The organism is Streptosporangium sp. NPDC049078 (assembly GCF_040648855.1).
In the GTDB taxonomy this organism is placed as follows: Bacteria; Actinomycetota; Actinomycetes; order Streptosporangiales; family Streptosporangiaceae; genus Streptosporangium.
In genome coordinates, this window is the sequence record NZ_JBEZEL010000029.1 from 44,375 (window position 1) to 68,186 (window position 23,812).

General features: G+C 70.3%; 24 protein-coding genes. 13 read left to right on the forward strand and 11 right to left on the reverse strand.

Translation table 11 applies throughout. The features are described 5' to 3' along the window. The first annotated feature begins 659 nt into the window (after positions 1-659). Positions 660-2,105, forward strand: coding sequence for an amidophosphoribosyltransferase (gene purF, locus AB0B90_RS36585; RefSeq protein WP_350941240.1), 1,446 nt, complete (start codon positions 660-662; stop codon positions 2,103-2,105). A 28-nt stretch (positions 2,106-2,133) separates the two neighbouring features. Next, entirely contained in the window at positions 2,134-3,159 is a 1,026-nt protein-coding gene (purM, locus tag AB0B90_RS36590; protein WP_362906643.1) for a phosphoribosylformylglycinamidine cyclo-ligase, read from the forward strand. Between the two features lie 199 nt (positions 3,160-3,358). Here the strand turns inward: purM and AB0B90_RS36595 are convergent, their stop codons facing one another. Beyond that, positions 3,359-3,592: a DUF3073 domain-containing protein gene (locus AB0B90_RS36595; protein WP_350941243.1), complete on the reverse strand. Its 234-nt coding sequence runs from the start codon at positions 3,590-3,592 to the stop codon at positions 3,359-3,361. A 149-nt stretch (positions 3,593-3,741) separates the two neighbouring features. Further along, positions 3,742-4,845, reverse strand: coding sequence for a Glu/Leu/Phe/Val dehydrogenase dimerization domain-containing protein (locus tag AB0B90_RS36600; RefSeq protein WP_350941245.1), 1,104 nt, complete (start codon positions 4,843-4,845; stop codon positions 3,742-3,744). Between the two features lie 180 nt (positions 4,846-5,025). Between AB0B90_RS36600 and AB0B90_RS36605 the strand changes: the two genes are divergently transcribed. Then, on the forward strand, positions 5,026-5,883 hold the full coding sequence (locus AB0B90_RS36605) for a hypothetical protein (protein WP_362906648.1): 858 nt from the start codon (positions 5,026-5,028) through the stop codon (positions 5,881-5,883). Between the two features lie 318 nt (positions 5,884-6,201). Further along, positions 6,202-6,405 carry a developmental transcriptional regulator BldC gene (gene bldC, locus AB0B90_RS36610; protein WP_013133571.1) on the forward strand — a complete coding sequence of 68 codons (204 nt, stop codon included), beginning with the start codon at positions 6,202-6,204 and terminating at the stop codon, positions 6,403-6,405. A 169-nt stretch (positions 6,406-6,574) separates the two neighbouring features. Here bldC and AB0B90_RS36615 read toward each other — a convergent pair whose 3' ends face one another. Beyond that, entirely contained in the window at positions 6,575-7,300 is a 726-nt protein-coding gene (locus AB0B90_RS36615; protein WP_350941249.1) for a TetR/AcrR family transcriptional regulator, read from the reverse strand. A gap of 240 nt (positions 7,301-7,540) precedes the next feature. Here AB0B90_RS36615 and AB0B90_RS36620 point away from each other — a divergent pair, with 240 nt between their 5' ends. From AB0B90_RS36620 to AB0B90_RS36630, 3 genes are all read left to right on the forward strand, one after another. Then, positions 7,541-8,521, forward strand: a complete 981-nt coding sequence (locus tag AB0B90_RS36620; RefSeq protein WP_350941250.1) for a LacI family DNA-binding transcriptional regulator — start codon at positions 7,541-7,543, stop codon at positions 8,519-8,521. A 122-nt stretch (positions 8,522-8,643) separates the two neighbouring features. Continuing rightward, positions 8,644-8,892 carry a hypothetical protein gene (locus AB0B90_RS36625; RefSeq protein ID WP_344978307.1) on the forward strand — a complete coding sequence of 83 codons (249 nt, stop codon included), beginning with the start codon at positions 8,644-8,646 and terminating at the stop codon, positions 8,890-8,892. Between the two features lie 269 nt (positions 8,893-9,161). Further along, the gene (locus tag AB0B90_RS36630; RefSeq protein WP_362926540.1) at positions 9,162-10,076 is read left to right on the forward strand and encodes an N-acetylmuramoyl-L-alanine amidase; all 915 of its coding nucleotides are present in this window, start codon (positions 9,162-9,164) and stop codon (positions 10,074-10,076) included. A 190-nt stretch (positions 10,077-10,266) separates the two neighbouring features. Here AB0B90_RS36630 and AB0B90_RS36635 read toward each other — a convergent pair whose 3' ends face one another. Then, positions 10,267-11,808, reverse strand: coding sequence for a N,N-dimethylformamidase beta subunit family domain-containing protein (locus AB0B90_RS36635; protein ID WP_362926541.1), 1,542 nt, complete (start codon positions 11,806-11,808; stop codon positions 10,267-10,269). Positions 11,809-11,936: 128 nt separating this feature from the next. On the opposite strand from AB0B90_RS36635, the gene AB0B90_RS36640 reads away from it, so the two are divergent. Next, positions 11,937-13,580, forward strand: coding sequence for a beta-N-acetylhexosaminidase (locus AB0B90_RS36640; protein WP_350941255.1), 1,644 nt, complete (start codon positions 11,937-11,939; stop codon positions 13,578-13,580). A 186-nt stretch (positions 13,581-13,766) separates the two neighbouring features. Here AB0B90_RS36640 and AB0B90_RS36645 read toward each other — a convergent pair whose 3' ends face one another. The 5 genes from AB0B90_RS36645 to AB0B90_RS36665 are packed head-to-tail and all read right to left on the reverse strand — an operon-like array spanning position 13,767 to position 16,695. Next, entirely contained in the window at positions 13,767-13,967 is a 201-nt protein-coding gene (locus tag AB0B90_RS36645) for a heavy-metal-associated domain-containing protein (protein WP_350941256.1), read from the reverse strand. Positions 13,968-14,009: 42 nt separating this feature from the next. After that, entirely contained in the window at positions 14,010-15,119 is a 1,110-nt protein-coding gene (locus AB0B90_RS36650) for a quinone-dependent dihydroorotate dehydrogenase (RefSeq protein WP_350941258.1), read from the reverse strand. Between the two features lie 11 nt (positions 15,120-15,130). Next, positions 15,131-15,475: an STAS domain-containing protein gene (locus AB0B90_RS36655; protein WP_350941260.1), complete on the reverse strand. Its 345-nt coding sequence runs from the start codon at positions 15,473-15,475 to the stop codon at positions 15,131-15,133. Then, positions 15,472-16,179, reverse strand: a complete 708-nt coding sequence (locus tag AB0B90_RS36660; RefSeq protein WP_362926542.1) for a GAF and ANTAR domain-containing protein — start codon at positions 16,177-16,179, stop codon at positions 15,472-15,474. The genes AB0B90_RS36655 and AB0B90_RS36660 overlap by 4 nt, the downstream gene beginning before the upstream one ends. Positions 16,180-16,236: 57 nt before the next feature. Beyond that, complete coding sequence (locus tag AB0B90_RS36665) at positions 16,237-16,695, reverse strand: GAF domain-containing protein (protein WP_350941263.1); 459 nt, start codon at positions 16,693-16,695, stop codon at positions 16,237-16,239. A gap of 185 nt (positions 16,696-16,880) precedes the next feature. Between AB0B90_RS36665 and AB0B90_RS36670 the strand changes: the two genes are divergently transcribed. The 4 genes from AB0B90_RS36670 to AB0B90_RS36685 all read left to right on the forward strand — a co-directional run bounded on the left by AB0B90_RS36670 (position 16,881) and on the right by AB0B90_RS36685 (position 19,381). Then, positions 16,881-17,264, forward strand: coding sequence for a hypothetical protein (locus tag AB0B90_RS36670; RefSeq protein ID WP_350941265.1), 384 nt, complete (start codon positions 16,881-16,883; stop codon positions 17,262-17,264). Between the two features lie 80 nt (positions 17,265-17,344). Further along, a complete protein-coding gene (locus AB0B90_RS36675; protein WP_362926543.1) occupies positions 17,345-18,124 on the forward strand; it encodes a phosphatase PAP2 family protein in 780 nt (259 codons plus the stop codon). Positions 18,125-18,164: 40 nt separating this feature from the next. Further along, positions 18,165-18,830 carry a phosphatase PAP2 family protein gene (locus tag AB0B90_RS36680; RefSeq protein ID WP_350941267.1) on the forward strand — a complete coding sequence of 222 codons (666 nt, stop codon included), beginning with the start codon at positions 18,165-18,167 and terminating at the stop codon, positions 18,828-18,830. Positions 18,831-19,120: 290 nt separating this feature from the next. After that, a complete protein-coding gene (locus tag AB0B90_RS36685; RefSeq protein ID WP_362926544.1) occupies positions 19,121-19,381 on the forward strand; it encodes a hypothetical protein in 261 nt (86 codons plus the stop codon). Positions 19,382-19,623: 242 nt separating this feature from the next. Here the strand turns inward: AB0B90_RS36685 and AB0B90_RS36690 are convergent, their stop codons facing one another. Further along, positions 19,624-21,528, reverse strand: a complete 1,905-nt coding sequence (locus AB0B90_RS36690; RefSeq protein WP_350941270.1) for a glycoside hydrolase family 15 protein — start codon at positions 21,526-21,528, stop codon at positions 19,624-19,626. Positions 21,529-21,787: 259 nt separating this feature from the next. On the opposite strand from AB0B90_RS36690, the gene AB0B90_RS36695 reads away from it, so the two are divergent. Continuing rightward, positions 21,788-22,732: a hypothetical protein gene (locus AB0B90_RS36695; protein ID WP_362926545.1), complete on the forward strand. Its 945-nt coding sequence runs from the start codon at positions 21,788-21,790 to the stop codon at positions 22,730-22,732. A gap of 98 nt (positions 22,733-22,830) precedes the next feature. Here the strand turns inward: AB0B90_RS36695 and AB0B90_RS36700 are convergent, their stop codons facing one another. After that, on the reverse strand, positions 22,831-23,793 hold the full coding sequence (locus AB0B90_RS36700) for an AraC family transcriptional regulator (RefSeq protein ID WP_350941272.1): 963 nt from the start codon (positions 23,791-23,793) through the stop codon (positions 22,831-22,833). Between the last annotated feature and the right edge of the window lie 19 nt (positions 23,794-23,812).

Sequence of the window (23,812 nt, forward strand, 5' to 3'; positions counted from 1 at the left end):
CTGGGGCGGCGGCCGGGGGGGCGGCGCGGGGGGGGCGTGGGGGGGGGGGGGGGGGGCCGCCCCCCCCCCCGGCGCCGCCCCCGGGGGGGGGGGGGGGGGGGGGGCCCCCCCCCCCCCCCCAACCCCACACGGCCCCCTCGCCGGGCACCCCGCCCTGCGGCTCGGCCCTGCCGGGAATCTCCGTCCACCCGGTCGACGCCGTCCTGTCGGGAGGCTCGGCGGAACCGGAAGGCTCGGTCCACCCGGTGGACCCGCTCGCCGGGGCGGCGGGCTCCCGCCACGTGGGCGGTTCGTTCGAGGGAGGGACGGGCCACGCGCCCGGTTCCGGGGCGGCGGGCGCGTGCTCGGGCTCGGGCTCGGGCTCGCCGGGGACGGCCGCCTCCTCGGAGGTGCCCCGCGTTTCCTCCGCGCCGGCCCCTTCCTGGTCGGAGCCCCTGTCCCGCGGCACTCGTCGCGGGCCGGGCTGGTTCGGGTCCACAGGGTCCACAGGTGTTGTCACGTCTCGTCTCCCGACGCTCGGGCATGCCGGATATCTCACACTCCCCTGTCGGCCGGTGACGAAACAGGCTGACACGGCAAAACACCGATGATCGTTCGGTCAGGGTGCGACATGCCACGGAACGGACCCTGGGTGCGAGCAGGGAAGAAGCCGACCTAGAATGAAGCATGTGCTGAAGGGCGACGGCCATCTGAGCCATGACCTCGACTCCCGCGACCGGCCTCCGAAGGACGCATGTGGCGTCTTCGGAGTGTGGGCCCCCGGGGAGGAAGTCTCCAAACTCACCTACTACGGGCTGTACGCGTTGCAGCACCGCGGCCAGGAGTCCGCGGGCATCGCGGTCAGCGAGGGCAGCAGGATCCTCGTCTACAAGGACATGGGCCTGGTGGCCCAGGTCTTCGACGAGTCCGTGCTCGGGACCCTCCGCGGCCATCTGGCGATCGGCCACTGCCGTTACTCGACCACCGGATCGAGCGTCTGGGAGAACGCGCAGCCGACGCTGAGCTCGACCGAGTCGGGCGGGCTCGCGCTCGCCCACAACGGCAACCTGATCAACACCCCGGAGCTGTCCAGGCGGCTCTCCCCCGGCTCCACCCGGGCGACGACCGACACCGAGGTGCTGGCCGCACTCCTGGCCCAGGACCGCGACCGGTCGATCGACGACGCGGCCGCCGACCTGCTTCCGCAGGTCAGGGGCGCCTACTCGCTCGTCTTCATGGACGAGAAGACCCTTTACGCGGCCCGTGACCCGCAGGGCGTCCGCCCGCTGGTCCTGGGACGCCTGGAGCGCGGCTGGGTGGTGGCCTCGGAGACCGCGGCGCTGGACATCGTGGGCGCCACGTTCGTCCGCGAGATCGAGCCGGGCGAGCTGATCACCATCGACGAGCGCGGTGTGCGCTCGCGCAGGTTCGCGCTCGCCGAGCCCAAGGGCTGCCTGTTCGAGTACGTCTACCTCGCCCGCCCCGACACCACGATCGCCGGGCGCGGCGTGCAGACCACGCGCGTCGAGGTCGGCCGCGTGCTGGCCCGCGAGCACCCGATCGAGGCCGACCTGGTCATCCCGACGCCCGAGTCGGGCACCCCCGCCGCCGTCGGCTACGCCGAGGAGAGCGGGATCCCCTACGGTCAAGGTCTGGTCAAGAATTCCTACGTGGGCCGCACCTTCATCCAGCCGTCCCAGACGATCCGGCAGTTGGGCATCCGGCTGAAGCTCAACCCGCTGAAGGAGGTCGTCGCGGGCAAGCGCCTGGTGGTCGTGGACGACTCGATCGTGCGGGGCAACACGCAGCGGGCGATCGTGAAGATGCTGCGCGAGGCGGGTGCCACCGAGGTGCACGTCCGGATCTCCTCCCCGCCGGTCAGCTGGCCCTGCTTCTACGGCATCGACTTCGCCACCCGGGCCGAGCTGATCGCCGGTTCGCTCAGCGTGGAGGAGATCCGCGCCTCGCTCGGCGCCGACTCGCTCGGATACATCTCGCTGGAGGGCCTGACCGCGGCCACCACGATCCCCGAGGACCGGCTCTGCCGCGCCTGCTTCGACGGTAGGTATCCGATCCCGATCGACCAGGACAACGTGGGCAAGTACGTGCTAGAGGCCAAGCGTTGAGCGGGCCCGGCACGCGAGGAGAGGGTTCATGACCAGCTACGCGGCCGCCGGAGTGGACATCGACGCGGGCGAGCGCGCCGTCGAGCTGATGAAGTCGAAGGTCGCGCGGGCGCGCAGGCCGGAGGTCGTGGACGACGCCAGCGGCTTCGCCGGCCTCTTCGACGCCTCGGCCCTGCTGTCGTACAGACGACCGCTGCTCACCACGTCGACCGACGGTGTCGGCACCAAGGTCATGCTGGCCCAGCGGCTGGACAAGCACGACACGATCGGGATCGACCTGGTCGGCATGGTCGTCGACGACCTGGTGGTCTGCGGTGCCGAGCCGCTTTTCATGACCGACTACATCGCCTGCGGCAAGGTGGTCCCCGAGCGGATCGCCGAGATCGTGGGCGGCGTCGCCGAGGGCTGCCGCCTCGCGGGCTGCGCCCTCGTCGGCGGGGAGACCGCCGAACACCCCGGCGCCATGGAGGCCGGCGAGTACGACCTCGCGGGCGCCGCCACCGGGGTGGTGGAGGCCGACAGGATGCTCGGCCGCGACAGGGTCCGCGCGGGCGACGTGGTCCTCGCGCTGGCGTCCTCGGGCGTGCACTCCAACGGATACTCGCTGGTCAGGCACATCATCGACCGGGCGGGGCTCTCGCTGGAGGCCGAGCTGCCCGAGCTGGGGCGGACGCTGGGCGAGGAGCTTCTGGAGCCGACCAGGATTTACTCCCTCGACTGCCTGGAGCTCGCCCGCGCGGTCGACGTCCACGCGTACGCCCACATCACGGGCGGCGGCCTCGCGGGCAACCTGTCCCGCTCGCTGCCTCCGGGGCTGGACGCGCTGCTCGACCGCTCGTCGTGGACCCCGCCGGCCGTCTTCGAGGTGCTCGCGGGGCACGGCGGGGTGGCCCAGGCCGACATGGACCGGACGTTCAACCTGGGCGTGGGCATGGCCGCGGTCGTCCCCGCCGAGGCCGTGGGGCCCGCCCTCGCGCTGCTCGGCGAGCGGAACCTCCCCGCCTGGGTGCTCGGTGAGATCGTCGAGGGCTCGGGCGAGGCGCGTTTCCGCTGATCCGTGCTTTTCCGGAAAACCTTCGCGTAGCTCTCCTCCTCCCCTCGCGAAGGGGAGGAGGAACCGGATGGGAGTCGGGTACGGCGAAAGGCGCTCCGGACCCACCGGAGCGCCGCATATGGTCGACCCGCAGCGAGAAGAACACCCGGCGGCTTGTGTCCACCACCGGGTGCCCTGCTCACATCAACCTGAAATCCGCCTAGCGGCGGCCGGATTTCCCGTCGTCGCGGTCATCTCCGGAGCCGAAGTCATCGGCGTAATCGGCGTACCGATCCGCCAGCTCGTCGTAGGCGTCGTTGGAGTCGTCATTGTGGTTGGAGTCGTCTCTGACTCCGAGCTCGTCGCGCAGACGCTCAAGATCAGTGCCACCGCTGTTGTACTTCAGCTGGCGAGCAACCTTGACCTGCTTGGCCTTTGCTCGGCCGCGCCCCATTGGCTCGACCCCCTCGTGTGGGGTCGTGCCCGACCCCTCGTCGCTAACGCACCACGCACTGACGCCACCTGACTTAGGCGTCAGCTCTCGTTCGCCTACAACCGTACCCGTTTTACGCCCGGCTCGGTACGTCGTATGGGCGTGTGGGGCTAGCGGCCCAGCCAAATGCCCCTAATTCGCCCGACTTCCGACATTCTGCGCTCAGCCAGCCTATCGGCTGCGACCGCCGGGGGAACGCCTTCCTCCGCCGCGCTGGAGAAGATCTTGAGAGTCGTGTCGTAGATCTGGGTGGCCTTTGCCCGCGCCCGCTCCATGTTGAACCCCCTGATCTCGTCCGCGACCTGGATCACACCGCCGGAGTTGACCACGTAGTCGGGCGCGTAGAGGATCCCGCGGTCGGCGAGCCGCTTCTCCACGCCGGGGTGGGCGAGCTGGTTGTTGGCCCCGCCGCAGACGATCGTGGCGCGCAGGCGGGCCACCGTCTCGTCGTCCAGCGCCCCGCCGAGGGCGCACGGCGCGTAGACGTCGATGTCGGCGGAGGTGATCTCCGACCGGTCGGCGACGACCTCGACCTGCGGGTGGATCCGCCGCAGCCGCTCCACCGCCTGTTCGCTCACGTCGCAGACCACGACCTCCGCGCCGTCCTCGATCAGGTGGCCGACCAGGCGGTGGCCGACCTTGCCCACGCCCTCCACGCCGACACGCCTGCCACGCAGCGAGGGCGTCCCGTACGCGTGCTCGGCGGCGGCGCGCATGCCCTGGAACACGCCGAGCGCGGTCAGGATCGACGAGTCGCCGGCCCCGCCGTTGGCCGGGGTGCGGCCGGTCACGTACGAGCACTCGCGGGCCACGACGTCCATGTCCTCGCTGTAGGTGCCGACGTCGCACGCCGTGTAGTAGCGGCCCCCGAGCGACTGGACGAACCTGCCGTAGGCGCGCAGCAGCGCCTCGCTCTTGTCCTTCGCCGGGTCGCCGATGATGACGGCCTTGCCGCCACCGAGGTCGAGTCCCGCCAGGGCGTTCTTGTAGGCCATCGCCCGCGAGAGGTTGAGCACGTCCGCCAGCGCGGCCTGCTCGCTCTCGTAGGGGTAGAACCTGGTGCCGCCCAGACCGGGGCCCAGGGCGGTGTTGTGGATGGCGATGATCGCGTGGAGGCCGCTTCGCTCGTCGGAGCAGAAAACGACCTGTTCGTGCCTCGCCTGGCCGGTTACCGGGCCCTCGTCCTTGTGGGACGGCCCGAAGACGTCGGTCACTGTGGTGACTCCCAGTCGTTCGTTACCGCCGCACCGTTGCGGCGGAGATCACCCTCAGCGTAACCACAAGTCCCCAACCGGGACGACGTGCGCGAACGTCCCATCTCAGTGACCGAGACGACCCCCGCGGAAGCGGGCTCGCTACGGACAACGGTCGGTCCTTCGTGACACGATGCGGTCGTGCTGCCCTATGCCGCGTACCTCCGCGTCTACGAACCGCTGGTCGCGTTCGCCCCGGCGGAGCGCGTCTCGTGGTCCGCCTACTCCGAGACGACCGACCGACCGCGCCGAGCGAGCGCCCTGCACGCCGAACACGGCGAGGCGGTGCGGCGCCTCCTCGGGGTACCGCCGACCCCGGCACCCGCCCAGGAGAGCCCCAACGCCTATCTGAGGCGCGTGGAGGAGGTCCTGTACGTCTGCCCCTGGCAGAGCAGGCTGAGGTCGTGGCTCGCCTTCTCACGCTTTCGCGGGGCGACCCCGCCCAAGCTGATGGAGCGCTTCTTCCCGCCGGCCGTCGCGGAGCGGACGGCCGACGACTTCGACCGGTTCAAGCGCGGCACCGACTCCGCCGCGCTGCGCACGCACATCCGCGGCTCCACCTGGCACGTTCCGACCTCGTGGTTCGTCCCCTTCGACGGCAACGAGCGCTGGCTGGTGATCGACGGCGGCGAGGGGCAGGGCGGCACGACCACCACGCGCAACCTGATCTACGTCACCTCCATGGCCCACGCGAGGCGCCGCAGCGCCCGCGCCCTGCAGATCATCAAGAGGCAGGTGGGCGACGCCTCGGTCACGGCCGAGGTCGAGGACGTGGCACGCTGGCTGGAGGAGTTCCACCCGCACTCCCTGGTCGAGCTGGACTACGGCGGCATCGTCAACCTCATGGACGACGAGACACTCCAGGCCGACGAGTCCGTGGCGGAACTCACGGCGGCGCTGACAGGTCTGGAAAAAGGCGAGGAAGAACTGGCGTTCGCCATGTACCAGCGCGTCATCCTCCGCTGGCGATCAATACAACTTCTCGAATCAGCAAACTGAGTCGCAAATCATCCCTTCGACCTGCGTAAGTAGGTCCGTCGATGACCGGGGATGCACCTACGAACTGAGTAGTTTGCCGTTTTCACTGCGATACCACGAAACGTGTCGCTAGAATCACCGAGCGTGACAACAACACGTGTACAAGAGAGATGAGTCGCTCAAAGACTCGCCAATCGCTCTACGTGGCTGTATGGTCACATCGGGTGATGCCGCATATGGCCCAAACAGCCGCACGCAAGGGCCATAGGCGGACATCCGTGACAAGCGTCAAGTCGCAGGATCGCTGTCGCCGGTCCACATGGAGGAGAGGCCGCACAAATGTCAGCTCGTACACCCGAGGCAGAGCCGCTGCTCACCCCGGCGGAGGTCGCAACCATGTTCCGCGTCGATCCCAAGACCGTGACCCGGTGGGCGAAGGCGGGCAAGTTGACGTCCATCCGCACCCTGGGTGGACACCGCCGATACCGGGAGACCGAGGTTCGCGCGCTGCTCGCGGGGATTCCGCAGCAGCGCTCAGAGTAAGACGGGGGCCGTCACTGACCTAGGGGGATTGGTGCGCGCTCACCCTTTGAGCGTGTAGGCCACACGGGTTTGTGGGGAGCGGCGTCGCCCGCCCGGCGCCGCCCCAGCACGTGCTCCGCACGGCCGGGCACGTGCTCCTGAACGGCTCAGCGGTGCCCCAGGGGCTTCCTCAGCCGTCCGTCCCCGACCTCTCCAGGTCCACGGGACGACTCGCCTGTTCTCTGAACAGGTCGTCCAGCAACTCGCCGACGCGCGAATCGTGCTCGGCCGCCACGCCGAGCAGCGCCACCAGCTGGCCGATCAGCATCCGCTCCAGCGTCGGCCGCTCGATGTCGCGGCGCTCCAGCCAGTCGAGGCCCGCGGTCTCGACGGAGGCGATCCACGAGCGCAGCGCGACCCGGAGCACGGGTCCCGGCTCCTCGATCCGCATCTGCTTCATGATCAGCCTGAGCAGCCGGCGCCTGACCGAGTCGACGACCTCCCCGATCTCGCCGCTGCGGTTGGCGGGACCGCCCTTGAGCAGCGCGGCGAAGCCCGTCGCGTGCTCCTCGACGAAGTCGAAGTATCGGGTGAGCCCTCCGGCGAGCTCGTCCAGCGGGGTGCCCGCCCCCTGAGGCCTGAGCCTCGCCTCCAACTGGGCCGCGGCGCTTCTCAGCGCGGCGACGTAGAGCTCCTGCTTGCCACCGAAGTAGTGGTAGACCAGGGCCCGCGACGCGCCGGCCGCGGAGGCCACGTCGTCGATCGACACGTGCTCGGCGTCATGCCTGCTGAACAGCTCCAGCGCCGCCGCCATGAGCTCCTCGCGACGCCGGTCGACACTGAGCCTGCGCCGCGCCGGTCGCGTGTCCCCCGGCACGGTTTTCGCCCGTTCGGCGGCTCCGGATGTCGACCTCACATCGTGAAGACTATCGGAGCCGTTCCGCCCGGCCGCTTGGTCAAGATCGGAGTTCCCTTCCCTCCAACCCGTACCCCATTCGGAACTCGATCGTTTTGAGTGACAGGTGCCCATCCACCATCGCGGGGGAGAGCCATGTCAGGACCGTCAGTCAACACCACCGTCACACGAGCCCGCGGGTTCGCCGAGCCCGTCTTATCCGACGGGAGCGGGCCACGCCCGAGACCCACGATCCGCAACGTGGCAGAACGAGCCGGTGTCTCCAAATCACTGGTCTCGCTCGTCCTGCGCGGATCGCCCCACGTCAGCGAACATCGCAGGCAGGCCGTGCTCCAGGCGGCCAGAGACCTCGGCTACCGGCCCAACGCCGTCGCGCGCAGCCTGGTCGAGGGCCGTACCCACCTGGTCGGGGCACTCGTCGCCGACCTGCACAACCCGTTCTACGCGGAGTTCCTGGACGGCCTGCAGGAGAGCCTGCACGGCGACGGGCTGAGACTCCTCATCGGCAACAGCCAGTGGGACCCCGCCTTCGAGGACGAGGCGGTCGAGGCGTTCCTCGAACTTCGCGTCGACGGGCTCGTCCTGCTCGGCATCGCGCCCACCAGCGGGACGCTCATCGAGGCCACCGGCTACACGCCGACCGTGGTGGTGGGCGAACGCGACATCGACCTCGGCGGCGTGGACATCGTCGTCGACGACGACCAGCTCGGTGCCCGCCTCGCCGTCGACCACCTCGTGGAGCTCGGTCACCGCAGGATCGCCCACATCGAGGCCGCGGGCATCTCCTCGGGGCGCTTCCGGTGCGAGGGTTACCTGGTCGCGATGCGCAGGCACTCCCTGGCGCCGTACATCATGGTCGAGGAGGGCGAGTCCAGCGAGGAGGGGGGCGCCAGGGCGGCGCACAGCCTGCTCACGCGCGACCCCCGGCCGACAGCGATCTTCGCCGCCAACGACCGGGTGGCGATGGGCGTGCTCTCCGCGGCCACCGAGCTGGGACTGCGGGTTCCCGAGGACCTGTCCGTGGTCGGGTACGACAACATCCACCGGGCGGGCACCCAGCCGATCTCGCTGACCACCGTGGACCAGCCCCGCCGCGCCATGGGACGCTCCGCCGCCGCGCTGCTGAACGACCGGATCGGAGACCCCGGCAAGGCCTCACGTCTGCGTCAGGTCACGCCGCAGCTGGTCGTACGGAACAGCACGGGCCCCACCGAACGCTGAAGAGCCTGCCTGGAGCGTTACAGTCCGCCCAGGCAGGCTCCATGACCTCCTCAAATCCGGGTCAACATCGAGGGCGCCCGCGTGCCGCCGGTGTTGACTCTGGCCGAGACGAGGGGGTAGCGATGCGTGATCCGGAACTTGTGTCATGCGCCCAGCGGGCCGCGGCCGAGCTTGAACGGGCATGGGCCCACTGGCGGGCCGCCCGGGGCCGCGGCGGCGACGCCGGAGCCGAGTCCGTGGCCAGTTACGTGGCTCATTCGATCGACCATCCGTGGGGACGGCCGCGTGTGGTCCTCGGGCTGGACGCCGAGGACGCCAGGGAGCTCGCCTCGCTCCTGCAGAAGCAGGAGGTCGGCGAGCACGTCTGGTGAGCCTGTCCCGGGACGGGAGAGTCCGGCTGAGACCGGGGCCCGTGACGGGAGGGTTCCCCGAAGCCGTGTCTCCTGGCGGGCCGTGTCCCGTGACGGGCCGTGTCCCGTGACGGGAAGGCCCGCCTGAGGCGGGAACGTGTCACATCGCGTGACGGGCGTCGCGGGGCGGGAGAGCACTGCTGAGGAGGGAGTGCGTCACGCCTCGTGACGGGCGAGCACATATCGCGACATCGGCTGAGTCACACGTCCGGGCCACGTAGGTTGGGTGATTGACGACTTCCTTGGGGGCGATGAGCGTGACCGGCAAAGCACTCGCGACGACCCTTGTCCTGTGCGGACTCGGCGCCGCCGCCTGCGGTGGCACCGCCACGGGCGCCGACCTCGCGCGAGAGCGCGGCCCTGTCCCTCCCGCCGCCGACACGGCCGCGGCACCGGCCGCCGACACCCTGAGCGGCCCGGCGACCGGCACGGCGAGCGATCCCACCGCGAGTCCCGCGGCGGGGCGGAGCGTCCAGAGCGACCGGCCGCTCAGCGGCAAGATCGTGGTCATCGACCCCGGCCACAACGGGCAGAACTACCGCCACCCCGCGGAGATCAACAAGAAGGTCAACGTTCTGACCCAGTGGAAGGCGTGCGACACCACGGGCACCGCCACCGCGAACGGCTACAGCGAGGCCGCCTTCACCTGGGACGTCTCGCAGCGCCTGGCCAAGATCCTGAAGAGCCGCGGCGCGACGGTGAAGCTGACCCGTGCCGACAACTCCGGCGTCGGGCCGTGCATCACCGAGCGAGCCGCGATCGGCAACAAGGCGAAGGCGGACGCGGCGATCTCGGTCCACGCCGACGGGGCGAACCCCGCCGACCACGGCTTCCACGTGATCATGCCGGAGAAGATCGGCGGCCCGGTCGACCCGGTGGTCGGGGCCTCCAAGAAGCTCGGCCTGGACGTTCGCAACGCCTTCGCGCGCGGCACCGGCCTGTCGTACTCCACCTACATCGGCAAGAACGCCCTCGACTACCGCGACGACCTCGGCGGACTGAACCTCTCCACGGTTCCCAAGATCTTCATCGAGTCGGGCAACATGAAGAACCCCACCGAGGCTGCCAAGTTCCAGCAGGCGGCGTTCCGGCAGAAGATCGCGCTCTCTCTCGCGAACGGGCTCCAGCAGTACCTCAAGCGGTAGGCGAGGGCGAGATCGCCCGAGGCGCCTCGGGCGGGCTCCGGCGGTATCCCGTGGGCACGGAGAAGCCCCTCAGCGGCTTCCAGCGTTAGCGCCGAGACTCCAGCCGCCGGAGGGAGTTACGGCGGCGCGGAGACATGCTCAGCGGCTTACAGCGGCACCTCCGAGCCCGCGCTCGGGGGGAGGGGACACCTCAGCGGGGTCCTTCCAGACCCAGGGACCTCAGGTTGTCGCGGGCCGGGTGGCTGCGCGCGGCCGGGCCGGCCGCGAAGACCTTCAGGATGTTCCCCGTCGCCCTGCGGACGAAGGTCCCCGCCTCCCGCGTGACGCCGTGGCCGCAGCGGGCACCCCGCATCGCGCACACCCAGCGCATCGTGCCCGAGCTGAACACCCCGGCGCCGCTCGGCACGGTGTAGTAGGCGCTGTGCGCGACCGTGGCGCGACCTCCGCAGTCGACCGGGGAGACCGACAGGACCTCCATGGGGCGCGGTACGCCCGCGCCGACCCTGTCGGTCTCGACGCCGACCATCCCGGGGAAGACGGTGCCGCGCCGCACCCCGGTCCCCTTGAAGATCCAGTTGCCGGGGCGCCTGACCACGTAGGCGGACTCGGAGGGAAAGCAGTCGTACATCGGGCCGGTCAGCGAGCTCTCCGGCCTGGCCGTGGCCCGCCACAGGACCGTCCGGGCGTCCTCGGCGGCGTCCTTGTGGCAGACCACCAGGCGGCGAGGTCCCAGGCGCGTCGCGGCGAGGCGGATCCGCCAGTAGACCGCGTTGGCACCGAGGAAGGCGAGGTTGGTGCCGCGGTCACGGGCGGCCTCGACGGTGCGGCGCATGCCCGGCGACCAGTACTCGTCGTGGCCCAGCGACACCAGCCCCCTGGCCCCGTCGAGGACGTGCGGGTCGCGGTCCAGGTCCAGGCTCGTGACGTAGGCGAGCGGAAGGCCGCGACGCTCGGCGAGCTCGATGGCGTCGCGTTCCATGTCCAGGAAGAGCCGCGCCCCCGATGTGTCGTACGGACGGTCGAAGCTGACCGCCCGGGACCTGTCCGCGAAACCGCCGGGGCCGTGGTAGAGGCTGCGGCCGCCCCAGTCGTTGTACGCCTGCCAGGTGGTGACCGCGTTCACGACGACGAGGCGTCCCCCGGCGGAGGCGGACCTCACGGTGAGGGGGACGTAGCGCCGTCCCCCGGTGGCGGCGTCCAGCCTGATCAGGTAGGAGCCCTCCGGCCATCCCGAGGTGTCCACCTCGGGGCCGGGCTTCCAGTGGGCGGCGGTCACCGTTCCCGTGGCGGCGATCGTCCTGGGCGGAGCCTGCCTCCTGCCGGGTAGCCCTGCCGCCCGCCAGACCTGCCTCGCCCCGGCCCCGCCGTACCAGCCCATCCGGAAGGCCCTCGCGGTGTAGCGGTCGGCGGTGGTCGAGACGTACAGCCGGAAGCTCTCGCCGGGCAGCACGCTCACCCGGTCGGCGAAGCCCTCGATCTCGTGCTCGGCGCCGCGTCGGCGCACCCGCCACCCGGGATCGCCCTCCCTCGCGTTCTCCGCCACGGTGGTGTCGTCCCCCTCGGCACTCCTCACCGCGGAGGAGGACACCGTGGGAGTGGGCGGGGACGAGGTCGAGGGGTCCTCGACGGTGACGGCGCACCCGGCGACCAGCATGATCGTCACCAGGATCGCCGACGGTGTGCGGGCCGGACGCCTGGAGACCCTGGAAGGTTGGAACATGAGCAGCAGCATGTCCGGACGGAGCGTCTCCCCCGCTTCTCCCGCGCGGTACTTGGGCGGTTCTTGATCCCGTGTCCGGGCTCGCCGGCGTGAAAAGCCGGTCCCTCCGGCGATTCCGGCGATTTGGCATGATCTATAGCATGACTGACCTCCTGCCGTCCCCCTCCGCTTTCACACCTGCCGGCGGCGTCCTCGGCCTGCCCCACGGGGTCGTCGTCTCCGGCCCCGCCGAGCCGGTCGACGCCGTACGTCTCGCGCTCGCCGTCCTCGACCCGCGCCCCGGCGAGGCGGGAACGATCACGGTGGAGCCGGACGCCTCACTCGGCGCCGAGGCGTACGTCCTGGAGGTGACCGGCGAGGGCGTGCGGATCGCGGCCGGAGACCGCGCCGGCGCCTTCTACGCGGGCCAGACGCTGCGGCAGCTGCTGCCCTCGGCGGCGTTTCGCACGGTGGCCGGTGGCGGGGCGGACTGGAGCGTCCCCCTCGGCCGGGTGCGGGACGCGCCCCGGTTCTCCTGGCGCGGGGTGCACCTGGACGTGGCGCGGCACTTCATGCCCAAGCGCGAGGTGCTCAGGATGGTCGACCTCATGGCGGTCCACAAGCTGAACCGCCTGCACCTGCACCTGGTGGACGACCAGGGGTGGCGGGTCGAGAGCCGTCGATATCCCCGGCTGCACGAGGTGGGCGCGCACCGCCCGCGTACGGTCACCAGCCACTACCGGGAGGATCTCGCCTTCGACGACACACCGCACGGCGGCTACTACACGCTGGAGGACCTCGCGGAGATCGGCGCCTACGCGCGGGCCCGAGCCGTGACGGTCGTGCCCGAGATCGACGTGCCGGGACACGCCTCGGCGATCCTCGCCGCCTACCCCGGGTTCGACGCCCGCGCCACCGGCGGCCGGAGCCCCGAGCCCTTCACGGTGCTGGATCGCTGGGGCATCTCCCCCGCGATCCTGTCCCCCCTGCCGGAGACGATCGACTTCCTGACCGGCGTGATCGAGGAGATCACGGGGGCGCTGGGCGAGACCCCGTACGTCCACATCGGCGGGGACGAGTGCGTGCTCGACGACTGGGCCGGCTCCCCCGAGATCGTCGCCTTCCAGGCGGAGCTGGGGCTGGGGAGCCTGAGCGACCTGCACGCCTGGTTCCTGCGTCGGCTCGCGGACGAGCTGGCCGAACGCGGCAGCAGGACGGTGGTGTGGGACGAGGCGTTCGTGAGCGGCATGCTCAGGCCCGACACGATCGTGATGCCCTGGCGCGGTCCCGGGGTGGCGAGGCGCGCCGCCGCCGCCGGGCACGACGTGGTGCAGACCCCCGTCTTCCCCCTGTACTTCGACTACGCCGAGGCCTCCAGCGAGGAGGAGCCCCTCGCGATCGGCGACGCGATCACCGTCTCCGACGTCGCGGCCTACGCTCCGGCGCCGGAGTCGTGGACGGCCGAGGAACGGGAACACGTGCTCGGGACACAGTTCCAGCTGTGGAGCGAACGGCTGCCCGACGCGCGGGCGGTGGACTACCGGGCCTGGCCCCGGGGGTGCGCGCTGGCCGAGATCGCCTGGTCGGGCTCGGCCGGGGCCGGGTTCGAGACCCGGCTGGAGGCGCACCTGACCCGCCTCGACGCGCTCGGTGTCGAGTATCGGCCGCTGACCGGCCCGCACCCCTGGCAGCGTGGGGGGACCGGCCGCCGACGCCACCGCCCGGGGGTCGTCAAGGTGGACGAGGCGATGAAACACCTGGAGGAGCTGACCCACGAGGCCGACTCGACCCGTCCCAGCATGTGACCCTCGGCGAGCTCCCGCCGAGGGTGACCGCCCGGGGGCCCGTAGCCCCGCCCCCGCCCCCGCCCCCGCGCCCGTCCCGGCAGGTGACGGCTCCGGCTCTTGACGAGCCCCCACGGGCGGAACCCGGATTCCGTCCCGGTGCGGGACGGGGGCGCCCTTCACGGGCGGGGCGTGGATTCCGGCCGGTCAGGAGACCTCGTAGCCCGCTTCCTTGACGGCGGCGCGGACGGCCGTGTCGTCGAAGGCGTCGCCGGAGACGTCGACCCGTCCGGTCTCAAGGTCGACGTCGACACCGGTGACACCCGGGACCTCGCCGACCTCCTCCTTGACCGAGCTCACGCAGTGACCACAGGTCATGCCGGTGACGGTGTATGTGATCGTGCTCATCGTGCCTCCAAAGCCGTGAGGTTACCCACCCAGGGTATAGCGTCAGGCCGTGGCGCTCCGGTCGGCGGTGCGGCCGATGATCTGGCGGAGGTCGACCACGCCGTGACGGCGCAGGCGGCGAGAGAGGTCGCGGTTGACGTGATAGGCCCAGAGGGGCCCCTCGTAGATCAGCGCGCTGTATCCCTGGACGAGCGTGGCCCCGGCGAGCAGGCGCTCCCAGACGTCGTCCACGTCCTCGACCCCGCCGACGGAGACGAGCACCAGGCGGTCGCCCACCCTGGCACGCAGCCTGCGCAGCACCTCCAGCGACCTGGCCTTCAGCGGACGCCCCGACAGGCCGCCGCTCTCGCGGCTGTGGTCACGGCCCGAGGGCTCCGCGACGGCCAGCGTCTGCCTGCCGATCGTGGTGTTGGTGGCGATGATGCCGTCGAGCCCGAGCTCCAGGGCGAGGTCGGCGACCGCGTCCACGTCGGCGTCCGCCAGGTCGGGGGCGATCTTGACCAGCAGCGGGGTGCGCTTGGGCGTGGCGTCGGCCACCTCCTTCACCGCCCGCAGCAGCGGGCCCAGCAACTCCACGGCCTGCAGGTCGCGCAGGCCGGGGGTGTTGGGCGAGCTGACGTTGACGACGAGGTAGTCGGCCAGGGGGGCGAGCTCCCTGGCACTGGCCACGTAGTCGGCGACGGCACCCGACTCGGGAACGACCTTGGTCTTGCCGATGTTGACGCCCACGATCGCGGGGACGCCCCTGGGCCTGGCCAGCAGCCTGGCCGCGGCGGACGCGCCCGCGTTGTTGAAGCCCATCCGGTTGACGATCGCCCGGTTTCTCACGAGGCGGAACAGGCGGGGCCTGGCGTTGCCCGGCTGGGCGTGGGCGGTGATCGTGCCGACCTCGACGTGGCCGAAGCCGAGCGCGGACACGGCCTCCACGCAGCCGGCGTCCTTGTCGAAGCCGGCCGCCAGCCCGAACGGGCCGGGGAAGTGCACGCCGAAGGCCTGCACGCGCAGCGCGGGGTCGCGTGGCGCGAGACGGCGGTGGACCAGCCGTCTGACCACGGGCGTCACCGAGAGGACGCGCAGGGCGCGCACCGTCAGATGGTGCGCGTCCTCCGGGTCGAGGCGGCTGAGGACCTGCGAGAAGACGAATCGATACATCACCGATCAGGTTAGTGCCCCGGCGAGGTGCCGCTCGCGCCGACCGCGTCCCCGGGGTATCTGATCAGGAGGTATCGGTCGAATCCCAGCAGCCGCAACAGGCGGAGCACAGGACCCGAGGGGCGGAGAACGATCATCTCGCGGCCCAGGCCGCGCATGTACTCGTCGGCCCGGAGCAGGGTCCGGGCGCCCGCGCAGTCGATGAAGCCCACGTGGGCCAGGTCGAACTCCACCGTCTTCGCGGTGGTCGTGCCGAGGACGCGTCGTAGCTCGACGCCTCCAACGGCGTCGAGATCACCGTGAACGGTGATCTCGACGCTGTTCTTCGAGGGCTCAGGCGACGTGAGCAGGATCACCGTATTTCGCCCGCCCCCTCACCGAGCACCTCGGCCGCCAGGTCGGCGACGCGGCGGCGGGAGTCACGGGCCTGCTTGCGCAGGCCGGTGAAAGCCTGGGTGGCGGTCAGATCGTGCTTTCCCATCAGATAGCCGATCGCCCGCTCGATGACCACGCGGTAGTCGAGGGCGTACTGGAGCTGGTCGGCCAGGGCGCTCTTCTCCTCGGCGGCCATCGCGACGGTGAGAAGCTGCTCGATCACATCCGCGTAGCCGTAAAGCGTCTGGACATCCGACTCGTCCCACTCGTACAACTTCGCCTGGTAGACGTTCAGCGTGCCCACGGGCTCGCCTCCAAGACGCACCGGCACCCCCGCCACCGCCCGCACCTCGGGGTGCAGCCGGTCGGCGAGCTTCGGCCAACGGGGGTCGACCCGCACATCACTTGAGGTCACCGCGCAATTCTGCTCATACGCGGAAACACATGGTCCCTGACCAAGATGGAGCTGCGCGCCTTCAAGACTGCGGCCCCGCTCATCGGTGGCCACCAAATAACGAAGATCTTTACCTTCTTCGGCAAACATCAAACCCGCACCCGCATATCCGAACAGCGAGTTCACCACATCCACGGCACGCTCCAACTGCTGAACTATGCCTGTGGTGGACGAGGTCGTCTGAAGCCTTCTCAGGCTCGCGACCAGCGCTTCCGGATCAATGTGAGTCATATGTGGAGCGCCTTTCAGCGTCGACCTGGTTACTTGACGTGCACACTACGACTTCCCTCAACAAGAAGATCTATGAGCCATGCTCTGGAGGACCATCACCATGAGCTCTCCGAGACGTTCTCCCGTACGGACTTTCGCGGGTTGCCATTCGTGGCTCGTCCGGTCGTAGAAATTCAGGGTGCCGATCAGCGTTTTCTCCGCCCGCAATGGCACGGAGAGCACCGCCCTGACCTCCGAGACCCGCGCGGCGACGCCGGGGAAGCCGAGGGGCCTGGCCGCCCGCAGGTCGTCGACCACGACGTCCTCGCCGCGGCTCAGGGTCTCGATGGCGGGCCCGGCGCCGATCTGCTCCTGGATCAGCTCCAGTTGCCGGCCCCGCTCGTCGGAGCCTCCGACCGCGCGCAACCGGTCGTGGTCGTCTATCAGCATGAGTGCGGCCCCGTCGGAGCCGAGAACGTCGGCGAGGGCGCTCAGGGTACGGTCGACGAGCTGAGTGAATTCAAGAACCTGGGTCATGGGCGAGCTTCCTCCACGTCGAGGTAGCTCCGCGGACACAGGGCGGAATGATCTGCGAAACAAAGCCTAGTGCTGCCCGATGACTCCGGCCAAGCGGTTCCCCCTTTGGCCGTACGCAGGGGCCGGACATCACCGTCAATACATCGTTAAGCGTTCGGCAAACAACGATCGGCAGGGTTGAGCCTATGAACATCCTGTCACGTTCGGCCATCGCCCGACGACGGCGCACCCTGGCGAACCTCGTGCTCCGCGATCTCGCGGACACCGGTGACGTCACCCTCCCCGCCTGGTGGGAGGAGGAGATCCAGCGGGAGTTCGGCGGGCTGGGCGGGTTCCTGGCCGAGCTGAGCCGCCAGTGGTGGACGGCCTACGCCGCGCACCTGGACGCGCTGATCGAGCTGGGCCTCGACGACCCCTCCCAGGCGTGGGACGACGTCAGCGAGCAGATGCCGTGGCTGCGGGCCGTACTCGACGCCCACACCGACGACGCGGCACTCGCCGAGGCCGAGCGGCGGCACTGCGACGTCCTGCGCTGGACGACCCGGCGCGAACCCCGCCACGCGGCCTGAGGACCCCTCGGGCCCGGACGCTCACATGTCGTGCGGGGAATCGCGGGGAATATTCGCGGGGAATCGGGTAGCCATGAACGATGGTCAGATTTGTCGAAGGCAAGCCCTCGCCGCAGAGGAAACCCGGTAACCACGCCTCTGACCTGCGGCTGGGCGTGCGCCTGACGATGGCGCTCGTGGCAGTGGCGATCTTCACGGTGCCGTTCGTGGTGCTGCTGGTGCTCGTGAAGACCTCCTCCTCGCCGCTCAAGAGCCTCGACGAGAACATCGCCCTGAGCCTGCACGCCCAGGCGCTGGCGAACCCCGGCTACACCACCTTCCTCAGCGTGGCCACCGAGGTGTTCGGCCCCTGGACGTGGCGTGTGCTGGTGGTGCTGGCCGCCGTCTGGCTCTGGCGCCGGGGCGCGCCGCGCCTGGGGATCTGGGCGGTCGCCACGATCACCTTCGGCGGCCTGCTGAACCTCGCCGTCAAGGAGATCGTCGACCGTGCCCGGCCCGACCTGCCGGATCCGGTGGCCTCGGCGCCCGGAGCCTCCTTCCCCTCCGGGCACGCGATGGGAGCGGCGCTGGGTACGTGCATCCTCGTGCTCCTCCTGCTGCCCTTCCTGCGGAGCACGGCCTCGCGGATCATCGCCTGGGTCGTCGCCGCGGCCATCATGGTGTTCGTCGCGTACAGCCGGATGGCGCTCGGCGTCCACTGGACCAGCGACGTGATCGCGGGGGTCGCGCTGGGCGTGGTGGTCGTGGTGGGAGCGGCGGCGGGGTTCGAGGCCTGGCGCCGTGGGGAGGGCCGCAGACCCGCCGAACCACACGTGGAAGGCGTCGAACCCGAGGCGTTCCGGGAGACCCATTCGGGGTAGCTGGCGCGCCATGTCGAAAATGTCGGTGGATTTCAAAGGCGTGACACGTCTCATCCTGGCGCCGCTGGCCATCATGGCCGTGCTGACGATCGGCGTCGGCCTCCTCATCACCAAGGTCCTGCAGACGACGACCCTCATCGCGAACGACCAGGGGGTCAACGCGCAGATGGCCGAGGGCCGCACGGCCCAGCTGAGCTCGATCACCGACGTGCTGTCGGGCCTGTCCGACACCCCGGTGATCATCACTGCCACCGCGCTGCTGGTCATCGGCTTCCGGCTCGCCTTCAAGCGCTGGAACGAGTCGATCTTCCTCGCGCTCGCGGTGTTCTCCCAGTCGGCGATCTTCCTGCTCGCGACCGTCTTCGCCGAGCGCAAGCGACCCGCCGTCGAACACCTCGACCCCGCCCCGCCCACCTCCAGCTTCCCCTCCGGGCACACCAGCGCCGCGGTCGCCTTCTACTGCGGCGTCGCCCTGGTCCTGACCCTCCACACCCACCGTTTCAAGATCCTGAACGTGCTGTGGTGGGTGGTCGGCCTGGGCATTCCCCTGGGCATCGCCTACTCGCGCATGTATCGCGGCATGCACCACCTGAGCGACGTGAGCTGGGGTTTCCTGCTCGGCGCGGTCTGCATCGCGGTGGCCGCCAACGCGCTGCTGTTCCGGCCGGTGGTGCAGGAAAAAAAGAAAAAAATTCTGAGCACGTAGCGATCCCCGGCCACGTCGGGGATCCAGGCGTCGCGAAGATCGCTGAAGCGTGCACCGGCGGGGGTGAGAGAGGGACATTCCCACCCGCCGGACCGCTTCACATGAGACCGTTGTGAAGCAGCACCACCAAGGTTCACACCCGCTATCAGGTGTCACCAAAAGATCACTGCGCGCTACGAAGTAAGATGAAAACCTCGTTAGGGAGATTCAACTCCTCCCCTCGGGGCACGAGCAGCCAGCCGACCGGACCGAGGACGTTCGCCGGCTACCCTCCAGGAAGGAAGCCGGCCATGGATCAACAGTCCGTCGTCTGCCAGAAATGCACAGGCGTTCTCCTCGCCACCGACTCCCGCACCTACACCGCACAGCGAGGACGCCTGATCCTGGCCAACGGCTACTGCACCTGTCCCGCCGAGCAGGCCCCCACCGAGCAGGCCGCTCCCCAGCAGCAGTCCCAGCCTCAGCCCGCCGCGGAACAGCCCGCCACGCACCGGCAGCCCGCCCACCCTCAGCAGCAGCCCGCGAACCAGATCTCGATGGTGGGCGCCTAGCACCTTCTTCGAAGGGGCGCCCTTGGGAGGGTCGTCGCGGCGTCGGGAGGCGTACGCGACGACGAAGCGGTGCTCAGCCGCTCAGCCCCCAGGCCAGCACCACGGACAGACCGCTCGTCGCGAGCAGGCCGACGACCACCACTATGGCAATCACTCGACGGTTCATACCCGAGAGCCTAGCCAGGCATCCGGATGGTCCCGCACGTCAGCGCCCGGGTGGGGCACCAGGGGCGAGTACGGGATCATGACGGCCAGCTGGTCGGGGGCGTCCGCTCGCTCTCCGCGCGGATGATGTGGATCACCGCGTTGATGAGCGCCAGGTGGGTGAACGCCTGGGGGAAGTTGCCGAGGTGGCGCCCGGTCACCGGGTCGATCTCCTCGGCGTAGAGACCGAGTGCGCTGGCGAAGGAGAGGACCCTCTCGCACAGCCTGCGGGCCCGGGTGAGCTCCCCGATCTCCGTCAGCGCCGAGACGAGCCAGAACGAGCAGATCGCGAAGGTGCCCTCCTCCCCGCTCAGGCCGTCGTCCGTGCTCTTCGTCTCGTAGCGCAGGACCAGCTCTTCGGCGGTCAGCTCGTCGGCGATGGCCAGCACGGTGGCGCGGACCCTGGGATCGTCGGGCGGCAGGAAGCGCACCAGCGGGATGAGCAGGAGCGACGCGTCGAGGGCGTCGGTGTCGTAGTGCTGCCTGAAGACCCCGCGCTCGCTGACGCCGTGGGCGCACACGTCGGCGTGGATCTCGTCGGCGACCGCCTGCCAGCGCTCGGCGAGTTCCGGCTCCTCCCTGAGCCTGGCGAGCCTCGCGCCCCTGTCGGTCGCCACCCAGCACATGACCTTCGAGGAGGTGAAGTGCTGTGGCTCGCCGCGTACCTCCCATATGCCGCGGTCGGGCTCCCGCCAGTGCCTGATGGCCGACTCGACCTGCCGCTTCAGGATGGGCCAGATCCGCTCGTCCAGGCGGTCCCGCGACCGGGTGTGGATGTAGAAGGAGTCGAGGACCGCGCCCCAGACGTCGTTCTGACGGTGCCGGTAGGCGGCGTTGCCGACCCTGACGGGCTTGGCGCCCTCGTAGCCGGAGAGATGGTCGAGAACGTACTCGTCCAGCTCCCGTTCGCCGTCGATGCCGTACATGACCTGGAGTTCCTCGTCCCGTTCCGCCACATCGGCGATGAACCAGAAGAAGTCGTCGGCCTCCCAGTCGAAGCCCAGCGTGTACAGGCCCCAGAGGGCGAAGGTCGAGTCCCTGATCCAGGCGTAGCGGTAGTCCCAGTTGCGGTCGCCGCGCGGGGTCTCGGGCAGGGAGGTCGTCGCCGCCGCGATGAGGGCACCCGTGGGGGCGAAGGTGAGGCCCTTGAGGGTGAGGGCGCTGCGCTCCAGGTATCTCCGCCAGGGGTGGTCGGGGAAGGCGCCTCTGGCGAGCCAGTGCTGCCAGTGGTGGGCGGTCCACACGAGCCGGTGGTAGGCGTCCTCGAAGGTGTACGGCGGCTCGTGCATGGTCCACGACAGCGCGCAGAAGCGCGTGTCGCCCTCCTTGAGCAGGGTGCGCGCCATCGCGCGTCCGCCCTCGAACCCCAGCCGCATGTCGGTGGTGAGCCGCAGCTCCAGGCTCTCCCCCTCCGCGGTCGCGACGCCCTGCTGGTAGCCCCTGTCGGTGTACGCCCAGTCGGCGGACTTGCGCCCGTAGTCGAAGATCGGCTCGCAGTCGAGCGTGACCTGTGCCTCCCCGCTGACGCACCGCACCGTGCGGAGCAGCACGTGGGAGGCGTCGTAGTCGGTCGGCGCCCTCCTGTGCGTGTGGGAGAGCTCCTCCTCCTCGTGGTGCCAGGGCCCCATGAGCAGCACGTCGCGCACGATGATCCAGCCGGTGGGGGTGCCCCAGCTCGTCTCCAGGACCATGGTGCCCGGCAGGTAGCGGCGCGCGGCGGGCACCCTCAGGTCGGCGGGGCCGAGCCGGAAGCCTCCCGCGCCCCGGTCGAGGAGTGCGGCGAAGACGCTGGGGGAGTCCATCCGGGGCAGGCAGAGCCACTCGATGTTCCCGCTCGGGGCGACCAGCGCGGTGGTCTCGCAGTCGGACAGGAACCCGTAGTCGGCGATGGGCGGGAAAGGGGAGGGACCGGGCAGCTGGTGCACGGGTGAGTTCCCTGTCATCAGTTCTCCTTGAGCCTGGAGACCTCCGCTTTCGAACGGAGAGGACCGTCAGGCGCCCTTCCTACCCCGCCTGTCGCTTTCAGGCACGTCTTTCACCCGGATATCCGCCGCTCAGGAAGCGATGGCTCGGTCCATCAATGATTCCCCGCGATGTCTCATAAGTCACATTATTCCCAGCCGCGTGTGAACTTTTCGGACATGCTGGTGTCGAATCTGCTATTAAGATGCCCGACCAAGGTTCACATCAGAGAGGGTCATCGTGGGGCGCGACGACATCCAGGGATCGTACGAAGAGGATCCTCGCGAGCAGACCGGTCCCCTCGGACCGGCCCAGCGGGAACCCGAACGCCCCGCCGGCGACGTGCTGTCGGACGGATGGAACGAGATCGACCTTCCGGACCCCGTACCGGGCGACGGATCTCAGGTGATCGTCCACGTGGACGGGTCCCGGGAGATCATCCGGACCGACGGCTCCCGGGAGATGGTCTATCTCGACGAGCGTCGCGAGACAGGGGACACCGACGTCACCTCCGACGGCCCCCTCTACCGCGACGAGGACGAGGAGACGCCGACGCGCGGTTTCCTGGGATCGGGCTGGCGGGAGGACCCCGACCCCTACGAGGATCGCCGCCGCAAAGGCAGGAGCAGGAGCAGGATCCTGCTCGCGGTCGTGGGTGGCGTCGTGGTCGCGGGAGTCGCGGGCGGCTGGATGCTCTCCGCCTCCGTGAACGGGCAGCCCGACACCAGGTGCTCACCCGGCGCGCGGTGCTCGGTGGCCGACATGCCGAAGCTGCCCTCCGAGACACCGGCCCCCGGGCCCGAGGAGACGACGGAACCGTCGGAGGAGGCGCCCACGGCCGAGGAGCCGACGACCGCCCCCACCCGGGCACCCCGGGCCCAGGAGCCCTCCGCCCGTCCGTCGCCGACCCGCAGCGCCCCGCCGAGGGAGACCCGCCCGACGCGGACCGCCGAGGAGAGCGAGCAGGAGGAGGCCTCCCGGGAGAACTCGACCCCGCGAGCGCGGATCACCTCGGAGCCCGCACCCTCGCAGACCGGCCAGGCCCCCACCGAGAGCGCCGAACCGAGCCGGCAGCCGACGACGGCACCGCCGACGCAGGACACCGGAACGAACGACAACTCGGGTGGCGGTGGAGGCGGCGGTGGTGGCGGTGGCGGCGGTCTGCTCGACTGGCTGTTCCGGTAGGCCGTCACACCACCATGGCCGGAGAAACCGGATCCGGAGAAACCGGATCCGGGGGGGAGCCGGATCCGGGGGAGCCGGTCATCGGGTCGCGCCCCCGGTCAACGTGCGGAGCCGGTCCGCCGGGAATTCCCGACCCCGGCCCGGTGCTCCTGCGGGCTGACGCCGCGTTCGCGCTTGAAGGCGACACTGAGCGCGAACGCGCTGCCGTACCCGACCCGCGTCGCCACCGCACCGACGGTCGCGTCGGTCTCGCGCAGCAGGTCGGCGGCCATGGCGAGCCTCCAGCCCGTGAGGAACGTCATGGGCGGCTCGCCCACCAGCTCGGTGAAGCGGCGAGCCAGGGCCGCGCGGGAGACACCGGCCCCGGCGGCGAGCGCGGCCACCGTCCAGGGATGGGCCGGGTTGTTGTGCAGCATGCGGAGAGCCTTGCCCACCACGGGGTCGCCGTGGGCGCGATACCAGGCGGGCGCCCCGGCCTCGGGGCGGGAGAACCAGGCCCGCAGGACGGCGATGAGCAGCAGGTCGAGCAGCCGGTCGAGAACGGCCTCCTGGCCCGGATCGTCCTTGACGATCTCGTCGCCGAGCAGCGGGACGATCGGGCAGTCCCAGGCGTCCTCCCGAAGGACCAGCAGCGAGGGCAGCGCCTCCAGCAGACGGCTGCTGATCTCCCCGCGCATCTGGTAGGCGCCGGTGAGGAGCACCGCTGACCCGTCGGGGCTGTTGCCCCAGGTGCGGATGCCCAGGTCCATCTCCTGAGCCAGGCTCCGCCCGTCGACGGTGGTGCAGTGCTGGCCCGGATGGATCACCACGTCGGGCGGTGTGGCCGGATCGCAGGCGACCGTGTAGGGGTCGGGGCCGAGGACGATCGCGACGTCCCCCGGCCCCAGACGCACCGGGTCGCCGTCGTCGGGGACCACCCACGCCTCACCCCGGACCACCGCCGTCAGGGCGAGCGGTGCCCGGTCCTGGACGCGCAGGGACCAGGGCGGGCTCAGGATCGAACGGAGCAGGAACGCTCCCCTGGCCCTCGGACCGTCCAGAAAGTCGGTGAGTGCGTCCACACCTTCACCGTAGACGCTG